The organism is Paenibacillus sp. GM2FR (assembly GCF_002803325.1).
Taxonomy (GTDB): Bacteria; Bacillota; Bacilli; order Paenibacillales; family Paenibacillaceae; genus Paenibacillus_AQ; species Paenibacillus_AQ lautus.
The window spans coordinates 3,461,594-3,482,620 of record NZ_MKZM01000008.1 but is presented as its reverse complement, the minus strand read 5'-3'; the positions used below and the strand labels follow the sequence as shown (position 1 = coordinate 3,482,620).

General features: G+C 55.2%; 13 protein-coding genes. All 13 read left to right on the top strand.

Annotation, left to right across the window (positions count from 1 at the left end; translation table 11 throughout):
* Nucleotides 1-298: 298 nt before the first annotated feature.
* The 13 genes from PAEVO_RS15765 to PAEVO_RS15710 all read left to right on the top strand — a co-directional run bounded on the left by PAEVO_RS15765 (nucleotide 299) and on the right by PAEVO_RS15710 (nucleotide 20,962).
* Complete coding sequence (locus PAEVO_RS15765; RefSeq protein ID WP_100538390.1) at nucleotides 299-2,575, top strand: helix-turn-helix domain-containing protein; 2,277 nt, start codon at nucleotides 299-301, stop codon at nucleotides 2,573-2,575.
* Nucleotides 2,576-2,700: 125 nt separating this feature from the next.
* Nucleotides 2,701-4,218: an extracellular solute-binding protein gene (locus tag PAEVO_RS15760; RefSeq protein WP_100538389.1), complete on the top strand. Its 1,518-nt coding sequence runs from the start codon at nucleotides 2,701-2,703 to the stop codon at nucleotides 4,216-4,218.
* Nucleotides 4,219-4,574: 356 nt separating this feature from the next.
* Complete coding sequence (locus tag PAEVO_RS15755; RefSeq protein ID WP_100538388.1) at nucleotides 4,575-5,948, top strand: alpha-L-fucosidase; 1,374 nt, start codon at nucleotides 4,575-4,577, stop codon at nucleotides 5,946-5,948.
* 3 nt (nucleotides 5,949-5,951) lie between these two features.
* Nucleotides 5,952-9,068 (top strand): glycoside hydrolase 5 family protein, encoded by a 3,117-nt coding sequence (locus PAEVO_RS15750; RefSeq protein ID WP_100538387.1) that lies wholly within the window; start codon nucleotides 5,952-5,954, stop codon nucleotides 9,066-9,068.
* Between the two features lie 302 nt (nucleotides 9,069-9,370).
* Entirely contained in the window at nucleotides 9,371-11,662 is a 2,292-nt protein-coding gene (locus PAEVO_RS15745) for a glycoside hydrolase family 3 N-terminal domain-containing protein (RefSeq protein WP_100538386.1), read from the top strand.
* Nucleotides 11,663-11,724: 62 nt separating this feature from the next.
* Complete coding sequence (locus tag PAEVO_RS15740; protein ID WP_243390794.1) at nucleotides 11,725-13,641, top strand: sensor histidine kinase; 1,917 nt, start codon at nucleotides 11,725-11,727, stop codon at nucleotides 13,639-13,641.
* The gene (locus PAEVO_RS15735) at nucleotides 13,607-15,298 is read left to right on the top strand and encodes a response regulator (protein ID WP_100538385.1); all 1,692 of its coding nucleotides are present in this window, start codon (nucleotides 13,607-13,609) and stop codon (nucleotides 15,296-15,298) included. Before PAEVO_RS15740 ends, PAEVO_RS15735 begins: the two co-directional genes overlap by 35 nt.
* A 94-nt stretch (nucleotides 15,299-15,392) precedes the next feature.
* Complete coding sequence (locus tag PAEVO_RS15730; RefSeq protein WP_100538384.1) at nucleotides 15,393-17,075, top strand: extracellular solute-binding protein; 1,683 nt, start codon at nucleotides 15,393-15,395, stop codon at nucleotides 17,073-17,075.
* Between the two features lie 112 nt (nucleotides 17,076-17,187).
* A complete protein-coding gene (locus tag PAEVO_RS15725) occupies nucleotides 17,188-18,087 on the top strand; it encodes an ABC transporter permease (protein WP_100538383.1) in 900 nt (299 codons plus the stop codon).
* 16 nt (nucleotides 18,088-18,103) lie between these two features.
* On the top strand, nucleotides 18,104-18,985 hold the full coding sequence (locus PAEVO_RS15720; protein ID WP_100538382.1) for a carbohydrate ABC transporter permease: 882 nt from the start codon (nucleotides 18,104-18,106) through the stop codon (nucleotides 18,983-18,985).
* A gap of 139 nt (nucleotides 18,986-19,124) precedes the next feature.
* A complete protein-coding gene (locus PAEVO_RS15715; protein ID WP_100538381.1) occupies nucleotides 19,125-19,601 on the top strand; it encodes a DinB family protein in 477 nt (158 codons plus the stop codon).
* 353 nt (nucleotides 19,602-19,954) lie between these two features.
* The gene (locus PAEVO_RS33855) at nucleotides 19,955-20,128 is read left to right on the top strand and encodes a hypothetical protein (RefSeq protein WP_165789594.1); all 174 of its coding nucleotides are present in this window, start codon (nucleotides 19,955-19,957) and stop codon (nucleotides 20,126-20,128) included.
* A 66-nt stretch (nucleotides 20,129-20,194) separates the two neighbouring features.
* Nucleotides 20,195-20,962 (top strand): class I SAM-dependent methyltransferase, encoded by a 768-nt coding sequence (locus PAEVO_RS15710; RefSeq protein ID WP_100538380.1) that lies wholly within the window; start codon nucleotides 20,195-20,197, stop codon nucleotides 20,960-20,962.
* Nucleotides 20,963-21,027 lie beyond the last annotated feature (65 nt).

Here is a 21,027-nt window from a genome sequence, read left to right as displayed (position 1 = left end):
TATTTTGAAGCATGTCGTCCGGATTGAATAAAGGCCCAAAAGCCTTTGTTTTATAAGGGATTTAGCCGATGAAGTCTATAAATGAAAGATGGGGGAGGAAAATAAAGAATGCGTTTTCATATTGATGAATGCCCTGAGCAAATGTAAGATGAGAGTAAAATATGAATCCGTTCCAAGTGATCGGATCGCTAGGAAACACTACTAAATTGACATATAGATTACATATAATGTTAGCAATATTCATGAGCATTGAAGATTTCAGTTTAACGATACAGACCAAATGGCAAGGAGGGAGAATATGATCCGGCAGCGATTATTCCGTTATGCAGTGTATCGAAATATGTTTCTCAGCTTTGTTTTACTCACGGCAGCCATGATTGCCCTCGTAACCGTCGTCCTGTACATGATGTTCTCCTGGAGCACCGCGAAGGAGGTAGGGAACATATCCGAGTCGATGCTGAAGCAGAACAGCGCCGTATCCAGTGTCATCCGCGACCAGGTGTATAACGTGGGCAACCTTCTGCTCAGCGACAAGGAGATCGTGAACGCCCTGTTGGACAAAGAGGCCGATCCGGTGAAACAGTATGGCGTGTTTGGCACCCTTAACCGAGTCCAGTCCACATACCCGTTCATTCATTCGATCGGGATCTACAACGGCTCGAATAATACGTATTTGAATACGAAGGGGATTACCAAGGAGCAGGAAATGGCGCTGCTGGAGGAGATCAACAGCAAGAATACATCTTATTTTCACCTGTTCCCGCGCAAGATATCTTCTGCCACTTCGGCGAACCGGAGCGAAGACGTCCTTACATTCGTCCTCCTTCCGAGCTATTATTCGCCGCTAAGCTCCAAAGGAGCGATCGTGATCAACATGAGCACCGACACCATCCAGGATCTGATCGGAGGCTACCGCAACGAAGCGGTGGATTCGCTGCATGTTATTGACGACAATGGAACCATCATCACCCATTCGGATCGGTCCCGCTTCATGGAGGATATATCGCAGGAATCCTATGTCCAGTCCATTCTGGCATCGGATGCGGAGAGCGGTTATTTCACCCGCTCCATTGACGGCAGCAAGAGCCTTGTTACCTATGTCAAATCCAAGGATATGAACTGGACGTATATCAGCGTAAGCCAATATCATAATCTGCTGTTCAACATGCAGGCCCTCCGAACGTCGGCGCTGGTTCTCGCTTTGGCCTGCTTCGCCGTCAGCATGTTTTTATCGATCTGGCTGACGCATCATGCATACAACCCGATCCGCCATCTGCTGGAGAAAATGAGCGCCATTCCGAAGATAAAGGACCGTCGGCAGATCAACGAATTTGCGATATTGGACACAACCTACGCCGAGATGACGGAGAAAATGAAATCGATGGAGTCCGCGGCTTCCGCTGCACGCCAAGCCCATGTTCTGCAGCTGCTCAAGGGAGGAGATGAGACGGCATTCCGCCGTTTGGCCGGGGAAGGCAAGGGCCCCTATTTCCTGGCGGCGGCTCTTTTGCTCGATAGTCAGGACGGCTCGCCCGGCGGCGAGGACGAGGAGCTCCAATCGTATTCCTGCGCAGCCGTTGCCCGGGCGGCCCAGCAAATGCTGGAGCCGGAGGGAGCGAGCGTGGCAACGGTGGGGGACGGGACCGTGGCGATCATTCTTCCTATGAAGCAGAACCGGCCTCCGCTCCATGTATTGGGCATGCTGGAGGAGCTGCAGGGCGAGCTGCTCCGCACGCTCCGCGTGTCCGTCACTGTCGGCATCGGAACGGGAGCGCAGACATACGAGGAGCTGCGCGAATCGTTCGATTGCGCGCAGTCCTGCTTCCAGCAGCGTTTCTTCGAAGGCAAGGGGAAGATGCTCCATGGCGATCCGGTCATCACCGCGGAGGTGGAGCATTCCGAGGCGCAGTATCCGGACAAACGGGAGAAGCGCATTATCGAGGCCATCAAGCTGCAGCAGCGGGATAAACTGGAGAAGGAAATCGATCAGTGGATCAAGGAAATTCGCGATTACAACTATCATGAAGTCATGTTTTTCATCAACCAGTTCATCGGGGGCCTGTACAAGCAGCTCAATGTCCATACAGTGAAAAATCGGGAAAGCGCGGATCTCTTTCTTGACTTTACGCGGCGGATTACCCGCTTTCAGACGCTGCAGGAAACCGCGGATGCCCTGAAGGATCTTGCCCTTAGGCTCTGCAGCCTGTCCGAGGAATCGGGAGCGGTAAGGCATGCGGAGGTGGTTGATTTTATCCAGATGTACGTACGCAAGCATTATGCAAGGCCGGACATGTCGCTCGAGCAGGTTGCGGGCGAGGTGAAGCTGTCCCGCAGCTACGTCGGCAAGCTGTTCAAGGCGCATTGCGAGCTGTCGTTCAACGATTACCTGAATGCCGTTCGACTGGAAAAGGCACGGGAGCTTCTCGCGAGCACCGAGGAGTCGGTTCAATCGATCAGCGAGCAGGTGGGCATTCTGAATACAACCTATTTCTATACGCTGTTTAAAAAGCACTACCAGATCTCGCCGGCCCAGTTCCGAAGCCAGCAGGCGATCGAGACGAAAAAGGCGCAGTGACGGTCATTTCTAGCGTTTTAAAATGGCGAAAAGAATCATTTTGAAGTATACGTCATCCCTAATGTCTCCTTAAGATAGGAATCGTACCGCATGACCAAACCAAATGAAGACAGGGGGAGACACGCATGAAAAAAAGGAAAGCGCTAGCACTATGGTTGGCCGCGATATTCATGGTTACGGTGATCGCGGGCTGCTCCGGCGGAGGCGACACCGACGGTGAGAGCGGATCGGCGAGCGGAGAGAACGGCGGCGGGGACAAGCTGCCGGTCCGGTATTTGCTTCCGGGCTCCGCGCCGCAGGATCTGGAGTCGGCGGTCAAAGCAATCAACGAAAAGCTTGAGGCCGATGGTCTGAACCTCACCTACGAACCGACGTACATTGCATGGGACGTATGGGATCAGAAGACCAACCTCATGATGTCAACGGGCGAGGAATTCGAACTGATCGCCATCATGCACGATACCAAAGGACCGACGGTGCTTGCCGGCAGCGGCGGGATCATTCCGATCGACGATTTGCTGGGTCAATACGGCAGCGAGCTGAAAGCTTCCATGCCGGACTGGATCTGGGAATCGTCGAAAATCAACGGCAAGATCACGTACGTGCCGAATTTCTGGGCGGATACCGCTTATAACGACGGCATGTTCACGATCCGCACCGATCTGCTGGAAGCCAATGGCTTGAAACCTCCGACATCGCCGGAGGAGCTGCTCGATGCAGCCGAGACACTGCAGAAGAACTGGCCGCAGGACAACAAGAACGTGTATATCAAGATGCTGGAGGAGCCTGCCTACTTCCTGCATACGACGTACGACACCTATCCGTTTACCGTGGCGGACAACATGATTTACATCGATCAGCAGGGGAACGTGAAGTCTTGGTTTGAAACCGAGGAGTTCAAAAAAGACGTGCTGTACATGAACGAGGCATACAAGCGCGGGCTGATTATGAGTGATCTGCTCACAACGCCGACGGAAGTCATTAATCAGGAGGAGCTGGCCGGACGTTATCTGTATCGACCGGGCGACGTCGGCTTAAGCGACGCTATTCTTCAGTCATTCCCGGACGCAAAGCTGGATATTTACTATTTGGCCGACCAGCCGAAGTTTAGATCCTACGCGATCCGGAATTCCAACGGGATCTCGGCCACGTCTCCGCATCCGGAAGCCGGCATTCAATTTTTGAATTGGGTGTACAGCAGCCAGGAGAACATGGATCTCGTACAAAGCGGTGTGAAGGACGTGCATTGGAAGGATACCGGCAAGAATACGAAGGATTATCTGGCCAAGAACGAGAACGGTTCCCCGGCTTATGAGCTTCCGTACTGGCTGCTCGGCCACGTCGAGATGAACCGTTACCCGACCAATACGGATCCTGCTCGGCTGGAGCGCCGTACGACGGTTGCGGACGATGCCGTGAACAGCATCACAATCGGCTTTACCTTCGATCCGACCAACGTAGCATCGCAGTACGCTAACTGCATTGCCGAGCTGAAGACCAGCGTTTATCCGGTCATGCACGGGGTCGTGAAATACGAGGACGCCTACGATAAAATGCTGGCCGCAATGAAGTCCGCTGGTCTCGATGAGGTCGTTGACGAATACAAACGGCAATTCGATGAATGGAGAGCCGGTCAGTCGTAAGTTCAGGCGCGATCGGCTGCAATGAACATGATTTTTAAACAGGGCAATTCCTCCCGGCTAGTGCCGGGAGGAATTGCTTTTTTTCGTGCTTTAGCCATGAAGAAGGTCGTGTGGAATTTCGAGTCGAGTCTAAGGGGATTCAGGAGTGATCATGGGCGCCGCCTTACGGCTTCAATTCTCCGATATTAGCTAAATTCGAAGTTTTCTCTCAAAAGTAAAGTGTTCAAGACAGGGATTCCCGGGCTAGAGTAAAGGTCATACGAAGCCTCGAGGCTTCTCTTGGATCTAGAAACGACAATTACGATCAAGACTGACCGCACAATAAGAGCGGAGCAGCATAAGGAGGACGTTGTTCAATGAACAAGCAATCACAAGCCATCCGAGAAGGCTGGCAATGGTTTACGGAAAGCCGGTACGGCATGTTTATTCATTTCGGGCCTTATGCCCAATACGGGCGGGGCGAGCAGGTCCTGTTCCGGGAACATTTGGACCAGGCCGAATATGCACGGAAAGCCTGCGAGTGGAATCCGGAGTTCTTTGACGCCGAGCTGTGGGCATACACGGCGCGCAAGGCAGGGATGAAATATGCCTGCTTGACGACAAGGCATCATGACGGATATTGCTTGTGGGATACGGCCACAACGGATTATTCCAGCGCGAAGCAGGCGCCCGGCAGGGATCTGGTGCGCGAATTTACCGATGCGTTCCGGGCCCAGGGGCTTCGGGTCGGCTTATATTACTCCTGGATCGATTGGCGGATTCCGGCATACTTCGACGGACCGGAGAAGGACCCGGAGGGCTGGGAGACGATGAAGCAGTATTTGCATGCGCAGGTGGAAGAGCTGGTCACGAAATACGGGCGCATCGACCATTTCTTTTTTGACGGGGTCTGGCCGCGAACTGCGGAGGACCTGGACAGCATCAAGCTGGTGGAACGGATGAAGTCGATTCAGCCGGACATCCTGGTCAACAACCGTCTTGGACTGTCCGAGGAGGAGAAGCTGCATGCGGATGGCGGCGGCGGCTCGGGCGATTCCGAGGTGCTGGGCGACTTCGGCTCGCCGGAGCATGTCATCGTCCCGGACCAGAAGCGGCTCTGGGAATCCAGCCAGGTCACCACGTGGAGGTTGTGGGGGTACACGAACGGCGAACGATGGCGTCCGGCCGACGTCCTGCTCGACATGCTGTGCGAGTGTGCGGAGAAAGGGGGCACCGTCGGCGGCAATCTGCTGCTTAACGTCGGACCGCAGCCCGACGGGCAGCTTCCGCCGGCTTTCGTGGAGCGGGCGCTGAAGATCGGGGAGTGGCTGGACGTTCACGGCGAGGCCATCTACGGCTCCGACGGCGGAAACCTTACGGAGTTTATTACTTACGGGCGGCAGACCATGAAAGACAATCATCTGTATCTCATCATCCGTTTCTGGGATGGGCGGCCGGTGCTGAGGCTGGCGGATCTGGTGACGCCTGTAACACGGGTGACGCTGCTGACAACGGGACAGGAGCTGCCGTTCCGGCAGGAGGACGGCGTGCTGTGGATCGAAGGGCTGCCGCGGGAACGTCCGACCGAGCTGTTCCCGGTCATCCGCATCGAATGCGAGGAGCGGCCGCAGACCAATCAATGGGGAGTGGACCGACTCTGGACCGGCGACCCTTCCCGGATCGCCGACTGGGCCCGAACGCGCGGCACATCCGTATACGTCGACGGCCAGCCGCGGTCGAGAAAGGAGTAAACGATGAGAACGCTGGTATTTTACGACGAGCATTTTCCTTACGAAGGCGAACGCCCGTCTGCAGAGGCACTGGGGCGATTGCGGGACTGGGCGGAGATCGCAGGTTCCGCGGACGTGGCTGAGCGGCTGACGGAAGGCGGCTGGGACGCGCTGGTTCATCTGCACGGTCCGTACTTTCCGAAAGCGGCTTGGGCCGCCATCGAAGGCCATCTGAAGGCCGGCGGCGGTCTGGTTCATGCCGGGGGCGTGCCTTTCCGCAGGCCGGTTCGAGAGCTGAACGGAAGCTGGCATGCCGAACGCGAGCAGCTGGCTTATCACCAGCGAATGGATATCCATGATGCGCTGGCGGTCGACGTGTCGCGCGTCCGGGAGATGAAGGCCTCTGCCGAATTCCCGATCCTGCAGGGGCGCGAGGAGCTGTTCGGCATGGAGCCGACCTGGGGCTTGACGCTGCATCCGACCAAAGCGAGCGACATCCCGGCCGAGATGGGGGCGTGCGGTCCGATGGACGCCGTCATCTCGCCGCTGCTGGTCGGCGTGGACCGTGATCAGCGCGAGCGGTCCGCTCCGGTTGTCATGCTGGAGCAGCATAAGGGCGATTACGCCGGGGGCCGCTGGATTCTGATCAACCAGCAGCTTAGGGCATCGTTCTGGGAGATGAAAGGGATGGACGCCCTGAAGGAGCTGGCCGAATACTCGGGCACGGGCGTGACGGAGCTGTGGCTGAAGCCGAACTATGCCTCCTACGAGCCGGGCGAGCAGATGCAATTGACGATCCAGCTGCAGACGCTGTCCCGGACGTCCGCCCCGGCGCACACATGGCATTTTGCGGTGAGCGTCATCAAGGAAAGCGACGGTGAGACCGTCTGGACCGGACACGCGAAGTCGAAAGCCGGCAGCGAACAGCGGGATCTGCGGCAGCTTCGCTTGTCTGTACCGGTACGGCTGGATGCGGGCTTGTACCGGATCGTTTGCGAAGCCGAGTCCGAATCCGGGGAGCGCCGCAACCTGACCCAGGCGGTATGGGGCGTCGACCGTTCACTGCTGCAGGCGGGAGAGCGGTTGGAATGCGGACGCGATTACTTCCGCCGCGGCGGGCGGGCGGTTCCGATCGTTGGCATGACGTACATGACCTCGGACGTCGCGCGCAAATTTCTTCATCTGCCGAACGTGCAGCGTTGGGATGCGGATATGGCGGAGATGAAGCGGGCAGGGATCAACCTGATCCGGACGGGCATATGGACGGGGTACCGGATGATCATGTTTGCCGACGGCCATGCGGCCGAGGACGTTATGCGGGCGATTGATGCCTTTGTCCTGACGGCCAAGCGGCATGAGCTGGAAGTGACGTTTACGTTCTTCTCGTTTGCGCCCGAAGCCTGGGAAGGCGTGAACCCCTACCTGGATCCGCGATCGGTGGAGGCGCAAAAGCGCTTCGTCGCCTCCATCGTGGGACGTCACAGGGGCACAACCAACGTGCATTGGGACCTGATCAACGAGCCTTCGCTTTTCGATCCGAAGCGAATCTTCGAGGGGCCGGTATCGATCGGGGACCGGTTCGAGCGGCAGGCCTGGTCCGAGTGGCTCCGGCAGCGCCACGGGGAGGATCTTGAACTGCTTCAGGAGCGCTGGAACATGACGCCGGGCGAGCTGCCTTCATTCGAGTCGGCGCCTGCGCCGAGTCCGGACGACAAGCTGTTCAACAGCGTGCTGCAGCCGAAGAAGTGGGGACCGTGGATCGATTTCACGCTGTTCACCATGGACATGCATAATCGGTGGGCATCCGAGCTCATCGCCACCATTCGCCGCTCCGATCCCAGCCAGCTGGTAACGGTCGGGCAGGATGAGGGTATCTGCTCCCAGCGCCCGTCGCCTTCGTTCTACGGCCCCGCCGTCGATTACACGACGGTCCACTCCTGGTGGCAGAACGATCACCTGGCTTGGGACGGCATATTTACGAAAACGCCGGACAAGCCGAATTTGATTCAGGAGACCGGCATCATGCACGTGCAGCGTCCGGACGGCATTGCCAAGCGGACGGAGGAAGAGCTTCGCAGCATCCTGGAGCGGAAGTATGCGTATTCGTTCTCGACCGGGGGCGCGGGTGCCGTGCAGTGGATTTGGAATATTAACTACTTCATGGACAATGCCAACGAATCCAACATCGGGGCGCTTCGGGCGGACGGAACGCAGAAGCCCGAAGCCGATGTGTCCTATGACTTCGGCCGCTTCATGAAGGAAGCAGCCGGCTTGTTCGACGATGAACGTCAGCTTGAGGATATCGCCGTCGTTTACCCGTATTCGAATGATTTTTCCAGCCGGAAGCTGGCCTACGAAGCGACGACGAGGGCTATGCGCGCATTGACGTTCGGCATGAACGTCCATCCGCGGGGCATTGGCGAATATCAGCTCGAGGATCTGAAGCGTTATCCGGCCAAGCTGATCATCGTGCCGAGTGCGCATAATTTCGACGAGGCCGCGTTTGCCCAGCTCCTCGACTTGGTAAAGGAAGGGAGCACGGTCTTGTGGACAGGCCCGCTTCGGACCGACGCGTATTGGGGGCCGGCACCGCATCGCCTGCGGCAGGAGATAGGCGAAACCGTCCATGCCAACGTTCTTCGCGAAGAAACGCTGGAGCTGGCGGGAGCGCATTTCGCCGTTTCGTTCGGTGAACGGAAGATTAACGCGCTGGCGGTGGATCGTCCGGCGGGCCGGTTGGATGGGAGCCTAGAGCCCGTCACGGTAACCTTAGGTTCGGGACGATTCATCTGGTGCCCGCTTCCGGTCGAAATGAACGATCGCTGGGAGCCGATCCAGGCGCTGTACGCGGAAGCTATCCGCTCCGCAGCCGTTTCGCCGGAGCTGGAATGGCTAAAGGGAGGCGAGCTGCCCGGGATCTACGGCCGCAAGCTGGCGTTCGGACAGGGAAGCTTGTACATTTTCGTCTCCGAGCATGGGGCAAGCTCAGAAGTTGAGGTAAAGGACCCGGCATCCGGGACGGTCTACGCCTTCGAATTGGAACGGGAACGGACCGTGATGTTTACTACCGATGCCGGGGGACAAGTGCGGACCGTATACCGGCCGGCGGAGGTACGGATCCGGCAGAGCCAACCATCTTGAGGCGTACTCGCCCCTCAAACGGTTGGAAGAGGGTTCTTGCTGTTGACCTGGATAGTCACGGTGCGGCGCCTCCTTCTGCACGTTACGCATAGAGGGAGGTTCTCCGGCCGATCGGATCGTGCCGGGGAACCTTTTTCTTCCATCGGGAACGTCGGAAGGGCTGCTGCTTGGGCTATGCGGCGTTTGAATCCGATGGGGAAGAGCCTAAAGCCGAGCCCCAATAGGATGTGGGAACATTCCAATGAACGGTTAGCATGTCATTATTTTGAACGCTTTTAACAAAAAGAAAGGGTGTGCGCGCTATGGACTACAAGGATGCTGCATGGCCGGTTTCGCGGCGGGTCGAGGACTTGCTGGAGCGGATGACGGCGGCGGAGAAAATCGGACAGCTGATCCAGCCGTTCGGCTGGAAGGCTTACATAAGGAACGACGACGGTACGATCAAGCTTACCGAGGAGTTCAAATCGCAGCTTGCGGAAGGAGGAATCGGTTCCTTGTACGGTACGCTGCGGGCCGATCCCTGGACCGGGGTGACGCTGGCAAACGGACTGTCCCCGCGGGAAGGGGCGGAAGCGGTTAATGCAATTCAGCGTTACGCGATGGAGCACTCCCGGCTGGGGATTCCGATTCTGTTCGGGGAAGAATGCTCCCACGGACATATGGCGATCGGGGCGACGGTGTTCCCCGTACCGCTCACGATCGGAAGTACCTGGAACACGGAGCTGTTCCACAGCATAAGCCGAGCCGTTGCCGCCGAGACAAGAGCTCAGGGGGGAGCGGCCACCTATTCGCCGGTGCTGGACGTGGTACGGGATCCCCGCTGGGGCCGGACCGAAGAAACCTTTGGCGAGGACCCCCATTTGGTGGCCGAATTCGCGGTTGCCGCCGTGCAGGGACTGCAAGGCGAACGCCTTGATTCGCATACCAGCCTGCTGGCTACGCTGAAGCATTTCGCAGGCTACGGCGCTTCCGAAGGGGGACGCAACGGAGCCCCCGTTCACATGGGCCTCCGGGAGCTTCACGAAATCGATCTGCTGCCGTTCCGCAAGGCCGTTGAAGCAGGCGCCTTGTCGGTTATGACGGCTTATAACGAAATCGACGGAGTCCCTTGCACGTCCAGCCGGCATCTGCTGCAAGACGTACTTCGCGAGGCGTGGGGCTTTGACGGCTTTGTCATTACCGATTGCGGCGCGATCCATATGTTGGCATGCGGTCACAATACGGCCGGATCGGGTGTGGAGGCGGCGGCCCAGTCGCTAAAGGCCGGAGTCGACATGGAGATGTCCGGGACCATGTTCCGGGCCCATCTTCACCAAGCGCTGGAGCAAGGGCTGATCTCTGAAGACGATCTGAATATGGCAGCCGGACGCGTGTTGGAACTGAAGTTTCGCCTGGGGCTTTTTGATCGGCCTTATGTGGATCCAGCCTGGGCAGAGCAGGTCATCGGCTGCAAAGAGCATATCGCTCTGGCCTACCAGGCCGCGGCTGAAGGCATCGTGCTCCTGAAGAACGAGGGGAACCTGCTGCCTCTGGATACGAGCAGCGGGACCATTGCCGTCATTGGCCCCAACGCCCATGCGCCGTACCATCAGCTTGGCGATTATACCTCCCCCCAGCCGCCGGGGCAGATCGTAACGGTGCTGGACGGCATCCGCCGACGGCTGGGAGACAGCCGCGTTCTGTATGCCCCGGGCTGTCGCATTCAAGGCGATTCAAGGGAAGGCTTCCCTCGGGCGCTGGCATGCGCCGAGCAAGCTGATGTCATCGTAATGGTGCTTGGCGGCTCCAGCGCACGGGATTTCGGGGAGGGCACCATTGATCTCAGAACCGGTGCCTCGGTCGTGAGCGGGGATGCAAAGAGCGATATGGAATGCGGGGAAGGGATTGACCGCTCGACCCTGACGCTGATGGGTGTGCAGCTGGAGCTGCTGCAGGAGCTCCATAAGCTCGGCAAGCCGGTGATCGTCGTTTATATCAACGGACGGCCGATTACGGAGCCGTGGATCGACGAGTTTATTCCGGCGATCATCGAAGCTTGGTATCCCGGCCAGGAGGGAGGCGGTGCCATTGCGGACATGCTGTTTGGCGATATCAACCCGTCCGGTCGTCTGCCGCTGTCCATTCCGAAGGAGGTCGGCCAGCTGCCGGTCTCTTACAATGCCAGACGGACCCGGGGCAAACGTTACTTGGAGACGGATCTTGCGCCGCGGTATCCGTTCGGCTTCGGCTTAAGCTATACGGAATTCCGTTACAACCGTCTGACGGTCGAGCCGGCCGTCGTCCCCATAGGCGGCGAAGCCACGGTCCGGATCGACGTGACCAACGCGGGAGCACGGGACGGTGCGGAAGTCGTTCAGCTGTACGTCTCGGATTTGGCCGCCTCCGTGACCCGTCCCGAGAAGGCGTTGAAAGGGTTCCGCAAGGTGTTCCTGAAGGCCGGGGAGACGCAGGAAGTAACGTTCACCATCGGCAGCGAGCAGCTGGAGTTGATCGGCCTTGACCTGAAGCCGGTGGTGGAGCCCGGCGAGTTCCGCATTCAGGTCGGCCCCGACTCGACAAGAGGAGAGATCGCAAGCTTGATGGTGGAAGGCTAAACGGTCCGTACCGCAAACTTAAACCATCTTAACGATACAGGTTCAACCCGGCGAAAGCGGATATGCTGAAGTTGTTGGCCGTCCTTGCTGAAGCCGGGCAACCGGTCGTGAATAGTCGTGTAACCGTTATTGTCCGCATTCCTCCTGTCTTCAATCGGCCAGGAGAAGCGATCATGGTAACGAAGTGGAGGCGAACGATGATGCTACTGTGGTTCAAATCGATTTATCCCAAAATCGTGGCCGGCTTTTTGTTGGCCATTACGCCGGTTTACGCCGCTGCCCTGTATATGAACGAGTCCGGGCTTGCGAGCGTGGAGCAGGAAATTACCCAGTCATTGAATGCGAGGACTAATTTCTTTATGCGCACGCTGGAACAGGAGCTGCGATCGACGGTGCTGCTGATGAACGATTTGTCGCAGGACTCGGACTTGCAAAAGCTAAGCACTATCGCGCCCGCCATGAGCCGTTCCGAATATTTTCAGGCGATCAACCGCCTCCAGGGCAAAATGCGGCTGCTGCAAAGCTCCAATCAATACGTTCAGGAGGCCAAAACCTATATTCCGCTGATTGAGAAAACGATTGAGCAGGTGTCGTACGAAGGAGCCATGCCGCCGGAACAGATGAAGGCGCTTGAGGAGCATCCCGATCGGGTCATTTTTGAGTGGAAGAACAAGCTTCTGCTGGGTATGGTATATCCGGAACGAATGCGAAACGACAATCCGCCTAATTTTGCGATTGCCGCGGAGCTCTCCGTACCGAAATTGCAAACGGCGCTCCTGCAACTGGCCACGGGGGACGGGGGCGCTGTTCTCATCGGCGTGGACAATAGCTGGGTCCTGACTCGGGAGGACGCAGGCAGCATCGGGCCTCGGTTAGTCGAACGCATTGAGATGGAAGCGCTAACAAACACGGAGTTTTCAAAGCTCCCCTACAACACGAAGGTAAGGGCGGATGGGGCCAATTATTGGGTGAGCGTGGAGCGTTCCGCCTTTTTGAATGCCGATCTGGTCGTGTATGTGCCGGAGGACGAATTTTTGGGCCCGCTTGGGAAATACCGCCTGATATTCTTCGGGCTGTCGGGCTTCTCCCTTCTTGTGGTTATTCTGTTCTCGGGTTGGATCTACAGGCGGATTCATCAGCCGCTTCAGCGAATGGTGAGGACATTCCGCAACATCGATTTCGACAGTCCCCGGGTGGAGCTGCGCCACAAGCATCATGACGAGTTCCACGATCTGTACGAGCAGTTTAACCATATGGTGAAGCGTCTGCAGGTACTGATTCACGAAGTGTTCGAGCAGAAAATCCGTTCGCAGCGTTCCGAGCTGAAGCAGCTCCAATCCCAGATCAACCCCCATTTTTTATATAACAGCTTCTTTACGCTCCATCAAATGGGAGAGATGCAGGATTACGAGAATATCGTTCGTTTTACGAGGCATTTGGGGGAATATTTCAGGTTCATTACCCGCAACGCTGCCGACGAAGTTTCGTTGAAGGCGGAGGTGGGGCATGCCAAGGCTTACGTGGACATTCAGTCCATCCGTTTCCATAACCGGATATCGGCGTATTGGGATGACATCCCCGGTGATTGGGAGCGACAGGACGTTCCGCTGCTCATCCTGCAGCCCTTAATCGAAAATGGATACGAGCACGGACTTGAGGAGAAGGAAGCGGACGGGCAAATCCGGGTGACCATGGCCGCTGAACGGCATGTCCTGCATATCATCGTGGAGGATAACGGGGAGACGTTGACGGACGAAAAGCTGCGGAACCTGCAATCCATGATCGCGAATTCGGACGTGAAAGGAGAGATCACCGGTTTATCCAACGTGCATCGACGCCTTCGATTAAAATTCGGGCCTGCGGGCGGATTGACCTTTTCGAGAAGCCGATTAGGCGGTTTGAGAATCGATATGACACTGCCAAAGCAAGAAAGGAGCGAGATGGATGAAGAGCAGGTACAGAATACTGATCGTGGATGACGAACCTTTTATCGTGAACGGGCTTGCGGAATTGTGCCTTGGCGCGGAATTTCTCGAGCTTGAGGTGTATAAGGCTTATTCCTCATCGGAAGCCTTGAGCTGGCTAAAACGGGCGAAAATGGACATCGTTTTGTCGGATATCAAAATGCCGGGGTTAAACGGCCTCGCCCTGCAAAAGGAAATATCCAGGCAGTGGCCCCATTGCAAAGTGATTTTTTTGACCGGATACGACGACTTTTCTTATATCCAGGAGGCCACCCGGCAAGGGAGCGTCGATTACGTTCTTAAGGCGGAGGGAAACGATGCCGTGCTGAGCGCGATCGAGAAGACCGTGGAGCTGCTTGACCAGGAGATGGAAGAGGGAAGTCTGATTGCCAAAGCGAAGGACAATATGCGCATGTCGCTGCCGTTTTTACAGCAGCAGTACGTGCTGGAGCTCATGCAAAAAGCATCCGGACATATTCGGCGGGAGGAGCTGGAGCAGCGCTTTGCGGAGCTGGAGATGAAGCTGGATCCCGGCAAGCCTTGCCTGCTGCTGTTATGCCGGCTGGACGGCTGGCGAAGGCAGGATGGTCCATCGGCCCATTCGCTGATGCTGTACGCGGTCCAGAACATCATCGGCGAGCTGCTCGGCCCGATGACCGTCGGCATGGCCGTGGAGTACGGCAGGGCCAAGATGATCTGGATTTTGCAGCGCAAAGAGGAGGGGGAGGAGCATCCGGAGGAGGTTCAAAGTCCGGCGGCGGAACGGGTCCAGCGTTTTGTCTGCGGGATGCTGGAACAAATTCAGGACGTTTGCAAAACGCTTCTGAAATTGAAGACTTCGTTTGCCATGGCTGGCGAATGGGTTGATTGGGAGCGGCTGCCGGACAAATTCGAAGGGCTGAAGCAGCTGCTGGACAGCGGCCTCGGGATCGGCCACGAATCTTTGTTGACCGAAGCCGGTGAGCGCAGCCGCCCGGATCGTATGGGGCATTTTCCGGGGCGCTCTCGCTCGCATCTGAAGCGGATGGAGCTGCTGCGCGGCTGTCTAGACAACGGGGACCGGGAGGAATTCATGCAGCTGCTCCATGAGGTGACCGATACCTCTTCCTTCCCGCCGGAGGTTGAGTATTTGCTGAAGATGGAGGTATATTACGGCCTGGTGTTCGTGATGATGCCGTCTTTGGTGGATATGGAGGCATTTTGCCAGAACGTGGAAGGGGGAGGGGCGGTCGATTATATCGCACTGACCCATCTGGAGGAACATGATTCCTGGACGGAGGCAGCCCGGTATTTCGAAAGACTGGCAGACATCATCTTCAGCCGGAAAGAGCAGGGGAAGCAGGATCAGCAGCATGAGGTGATTGCCAAAGTTCAACGGTATATCGAGGATCACTTAAGCGGCGACCTGTCCTTGACGCAGATCGGGGAGGCGGTGGGACACAACCCTTCGTATTTGTCCAGATTGTACAAACAAGTGACCGGTGAGGGCCTGTCCGAGTCGATTAATGCGGCTCGGCTGGCCAAAGCGAAGCAGCTGCTGAAGGAAACGACGGACAAAATCCATGTCATTGCCGCCGCGGTGGGTTTCAGTTCTCCGCCGTATTTTTACCGCTTTTTCAAAAAAACGACCCATTTGACGCCGCAGGAATACAGAGAACTTCACAACATGTAAAGAGAAGATATCAAAGTAAAGAGCTTGGAGTAGATAGCTCTTTTTTTGTTCCCTTATACTCTAAACAAACATCGAATTCAAGGAGGTCGCAAACATGAAGAGAAATAAGATCTTGTCCGTATTGTGGATCAGTATGCTGGCTTTCGTGTTTGTTTTAAGCGCTTGCAGCAAAGGGGAAAATGGCGGAGGCAGCGCGGTTGGTTCATCCACCGATAGCGAAGCCTCGGCCTTGGAGCCGGGCGACCCGTTCGGCAAGTATGATCCCCCCATTCAGCTGGATGCCGTCCGGTTTGTGGGAGAAGAAGTGAAGTTCCCGTCCGGACAGGATATTAAAAACAACGTGTGGACCGACCTTTATAAGGAAATGGGCATCAACCTCAACTATAAATGGGTGGTGACGGGTCAGGAGCAGTATGAATCCAAAATGAATATCGCGATTGCTTCGAATGACCTCCCGGATATCATGCAGGTGACGCCGGAGCAGCTGCGCCAGCTTGCGGACGCCGGGCAATTGGCGGACTTGACGCCCGCTTTCGAGAATTTCGCCAGCGATGACCTGAAGAAGGTCATGGAGATCGAGAAAAACGCGCTCCCTTCCGCGACGTTTGACGGCAAGCTGTTGGCGATCCCGTCCACCCAGCCGGTCATCGGCGGCTCGGCTCCGCTGCTGTGGGTCCGGGAGGATTGGATGGAGAAGCTGAATCTGCCTGAACCGAACACGATGGATGACCTTGTGGCCATTGCGGAGGCGTTTGCCAAGCAGGATCCGGACGGAAACGGCAAGGCGGATACCTACGGACTTGCGCTGACTAAGGATATCGGATTAAACAGCTCTTCGGTAGGTTTCTTTAACGGCTTCGGCGGATTTCCGCAGATTTGGATCGAAGACGCGGAGGGACAACTGCAGTTCGGCAGCATTCAGCCGGAGATGAAGGAAGCGCTAGCCAAGCTGCAGGAGATGTTCAATAACAAGCTGATCGACCCGGAGTTCGGCGTAAAGGATACCGTCAAGGTCTTTGAATCCGTGACCACCCACAAAATCGGCATGCTGATCGGACCGAGCTGGTATCCGGCATGGCCTTTCTGGGACATGGTGAAAGAGGATGAATCGGTGAATTGGAAGTCCTACCCGATCCCGTCTTTGGAGGGCGGTCCGGCGACGGTGCAGATGCCTTTTGCCGTATCCCAATATTACGTGGTCAAAAAGGGGTACGAGCATCCCGAGGTCATCGTCAAGCTGGCTAACCAGTATTATGAGAAGCTGTACAGCGACAATGCCGAATTTGACAAGTACGGCCAAATCATCGAAGACGGCGTATCCATCGGGGTCAACAAATATTCGTTGGTTGAGGTCGTCAATCCGAACAAAGACCTGATCCGGCAGGAGGAGCTGGCCAAAGCACTGGAATCCGAAAGCGACGCGGACATCACCAGCGCCGAAACGAAGATCATGTTCAAGGAGTTTCAGGACTATCTCGCAGGCAACAATCCGATGGGCTGGTCCGGCTATGCCGCCAATGGTCCGGAAGGCTCCATGAAGCAGCTTCGCGATTTGAACGATGCGGGCAAAGTCATCTCGAACGGTTATGTCGGCGCTCCGACCGAGACCATGGCCGACAAAAAAGCGACGCTCGACCGGCTGGAACAGGAGACGTTCATCAAAATCATTTTGGGCGAGGCAAGCATCGACGCCTTTGATGAGTTCGTGACCAATTGGAAGAAGCTCGGCGGCGACAAGATTACCGAAGAAGTTAATGCATGGAAGGCCGCCAGATAAGAAGTTCGGCTAACGGGAACAGGGGAGGGAGGTTTCTGACACCCGCCCCTGTTCTCTTTTCACCACCTGCTGAAGGCGAATGGGATATACATTGACAGACAGGAGGATCGCCATGTTAAGCAAAAAATTTCGGCGGCAGTGGCCGCTTCATTTGATGATCTTGCCCGGCATCGTCATCGTATTGATTTACAGCTATTGGCCGATGATCGGCATCGCCATGGCCTTTCAGAAATTCGTGCCGTTCAAAGGCCTTTTCGGCTCGGATTGGATTGGGCTGGACAATTTCCGCTATGTGTTCGATTTGCCGGAAACCGGTCAAATCATTTGGAATACGGTGTTTATCGCTTTCATGAAAATCATCGGAGGATTGGTCGTGCCGATCCTGGTCTCGCTGCTGCTGAATGAGCTGAGGAACGAGCTGATCAAACGGGGCGTGCAGACGCTCGTCTATTTGCCGCATTTTTTATCGTGGGTCATCCTCGGGGGAATTTTCATCGACATTTTGTCGCCGACAAACGGGATCGTAAACCAAGTATTGGGCTGGTTCGGCATCGAGCCGATTTTTTTCCTGGGCAGCAACCAATGGTTTCCTTATACCCTCGTCATAACGGACATCTGGAAGGAGTTCGGCTTTAGCACCATCGTCTATTTGGCTGCGTTAACCTCCATCAATCCATCCCTGTATGAGGCGGCTACGGTCGATGGCGCAAACCGCTGGAAACAGACCTGGCACATCACGCTTCCCGGCATGATGCCGATCATCATTTTGCTGGCGACCCTCTCGCTTGGGAACGTGCTGAATGCCGGTTTTGACCAGGTGTTCAACTTGTACAGCCCGCAGGTGTATGAGAGCGGGGATATTCTGGATACGTTTATTTACCGGATCGGCATGCAGGGCGCCCAGTACGGGGTGGCCACGGCGATCGGCTTGTTCAAATCCTTGATCTCGTTCGTCTTTATCGTGACGTCCTACGCCCTGGCATCCAGGTTCGCCAATTACAGAATATTTTAGGAAGGAAGGTGTCCCTATGCATAAACCGTCACTCAGCCGCAAATTCTTTCTTGGCTTCACCTACGCTTTTCTGATCGGTCTGGGGCTGCTCTGCTTTCTTCCCATCGTTCATATTCTGGCGGTTTCCCTCAGCTCCAAAGGCGCGGCGACGGCGGGGATCGTAAAGCTGTGGCCCGTCGATTTCACGCTTAGCTCCTATCAGTACGTGCTGAATAAACCGCAATTTATGGTAGCGATGTGGGTCACCGTGCAGCGTGTCGTTCTCGGGACCGGGATCAGCATGCTGCTAACATTGCTGATCGCCTATCCGCTGTCGAAGGAACCGCGGGATTTTAAATTCCGCACGCAGTATGCCTGGTTCTTCGTGTTCACGACCCTGTTCTCCGGAGGGTTGATACCGAGGTATATGACCATCAGGGATACGGGGCTGATCGACACGATGTGGGCGTTGGTCATCCCGGGCGCTGTAGCGGTGTTCAACGTGATTTTGCTGCTCAATTTTTTTCGAGGCCTGCCTAAGGAGCTGGAGGAATCCTGTTTTATTGACGGCGGCAGCTACATCACCAGCCTGTGGAAAATATACGCGCCGCTGTCGCTGCCGGCCATGGCTACCGTTACGCTATTTACGATCGTCGGCCAATGGAACGAATGGTTCGACGGACTGTTACTCATGAATTCGCCGGAAAAATACCCGCTGTCCAGTTACCTGCAGACCGTTATCGTTCAGACCAATCTAACGTCGATCAATGCGGACGATGCCGCGGCCCTTTCCGAAGTGTCCAACCGAACGTTTAAAGCCGCGCAAATATTCATCGGCTCGCTGCCCATTCTGCTGCTCTATCCCTTCCTCCAGCGTTTCTTCGTCAAAGGCATCGTGCTGGGCAGCGTGAAAGAGTAATCCGAATATGCTCTATATTTTGTTTGATCCGCGTGCCTCCTTTTTCGGAACATATGGTATAATTTCCTAGTCAGGTGTCAGGTGCTAGCATCGTAAACTCAGGCTTACCGATATAGCAATCAAGTAAGGAGAGAGCAGAATGAACAAACCTTTTCTTCAATTGTACGACTATCACATGTGGGCGAACGAAAGAGTATGGAATCATTTGCAATCCTTGCCGGAAGGCGTGTTTCTCCAGGAAGTGAACCTGGGCTTCAAATCCATCGCCGAAGTTTTCGGTCACCTTGCAGCTGCGGAGGAAGTTTGGTTTGCCCGGATCAAGGAGGAAAGTCCTCCGTCGCTTGCCGCGAGACCATTCGCGAATATGGAAGCAGTTCGTCAATACATGAGCCAGCTCCAAACCGAGCACCATGAATATTTAGCGTCGGTTGGCGATATGGGGAAGGTTGTGACTTATCACAATACTGCGGGTGAGGCATTTCAGAATTCGATTTCGGAGATTCTCCAGCAGGTCGTAAATCATGGAACCTACCATAGAGGCAATATCACGACCATGCTTCGGCATTTGGGACACAAAGGAATCATAACGGATTATATTGCTTTTTTAAGAGTGTAGCTTAAACGAAACCACACATAGGGGACTTCCTGTGTCATGATCTCATGAGCCGGGGGAGTCCTTTTGCTATTTTTACCAAACGGAAATGAGGATGTAAAATAGATTGAGAATGCTCAGGTCAACAGAAGGATGATCGGAAGTCGTTTTATGTAAAGAATGTTTATAAATATCGTTGGTATACAGCTTCCTACTGCTCATTTGTATGATATAAGGAATGACCTCATAGCTATAGATATTCATAGGATCAAAAGAGCGACGCGAGTGAAGTGCTGATCACATTCGAGGAATACAAAAACACGAAACCACATACTACCTAATTAGTTTATTTGAATGTGTATCAGGACGATCAAGTCTTGGTCCACGACCCGCCCCGGGACATCCGTAGCCATCTTGATGAGCTAAACGAATGGTTTCAGGATGGGACGCTGTTCACGACATTCGATGGCGCGCTGCCTCGTGATATGGATTCTAAAGATTGGGACTACCAAAGAATCCTCTATCGGCCGGAAGAGAAGCGGGAAGTGTAGTGAGTGATCATAACAGCTGAGTTAATGGGAAATAAAAAACATTTATAAAAAAGTGAGGTTATTCCAATGTATAGTTTGTACGGAGCGCTGTGTACGGAGGTGTATGATCTGAGCAAACCGTTAGGTTTCTCGTTTGGCGACGTGGAATATTATGTAGAGCGCCTAAAAGACGTTAAGGGCAAGGTGCTGGAAGTTGGATGTGGATCGGGCAGGGTATTAATCCCGTTGCTCCAAGCAGGCATCAACATCGAAGGCGTGGATAATTCGGCTGCGATGCTGGATTCCTGCAGAAGAAGATTAGCGGAATTGAGCCTTGAGGCTAAGCTGTTTGAAGACGAGATGCATAACTTTTCGTTGGCGGATGACTACGACGCCATTATCATTCCAGCAGGATCTTTTCAGTTAGTGGAGGGACGCGAGCGGGCGGATTCGGCTCTGAAACATTATGCTTCTCATTTGACGCCTGGGGGTAGATTGATCGTGGATCTGTATATTCCTACGGATTTAGACGCGAATCACACCTCGACTAGAAGCTGGGAAACTTCCGATAACGAAGTCATCGTTCTGGAGGAAAGACGTACGGAATGCAATCTGCTTGATCAGCGCATCGTCTCGATTCTGAAATATGAAAAATGGAAGGAAGGCCATCTGGTTCAGACCGAGCTGCAGCGGTTTCCTCTAAGCTGGTATGGGATGCATGAGTTTGAACTCATGCTGGAGAAGCAGGGATACGAAGAGATTACGAAGTCGGCTGACTATCGCTGGATGAATCAACCTGTAATTGCGGGTCAGATGATGACATACGAGGCTAGGAAGGCTTTAAGGGGGCGTTAACAGTCATTAGGGCGTTTATCCGAGGTGCCATAAGAAACTTTCGCAGAAAATGAAGTGAGGTGATG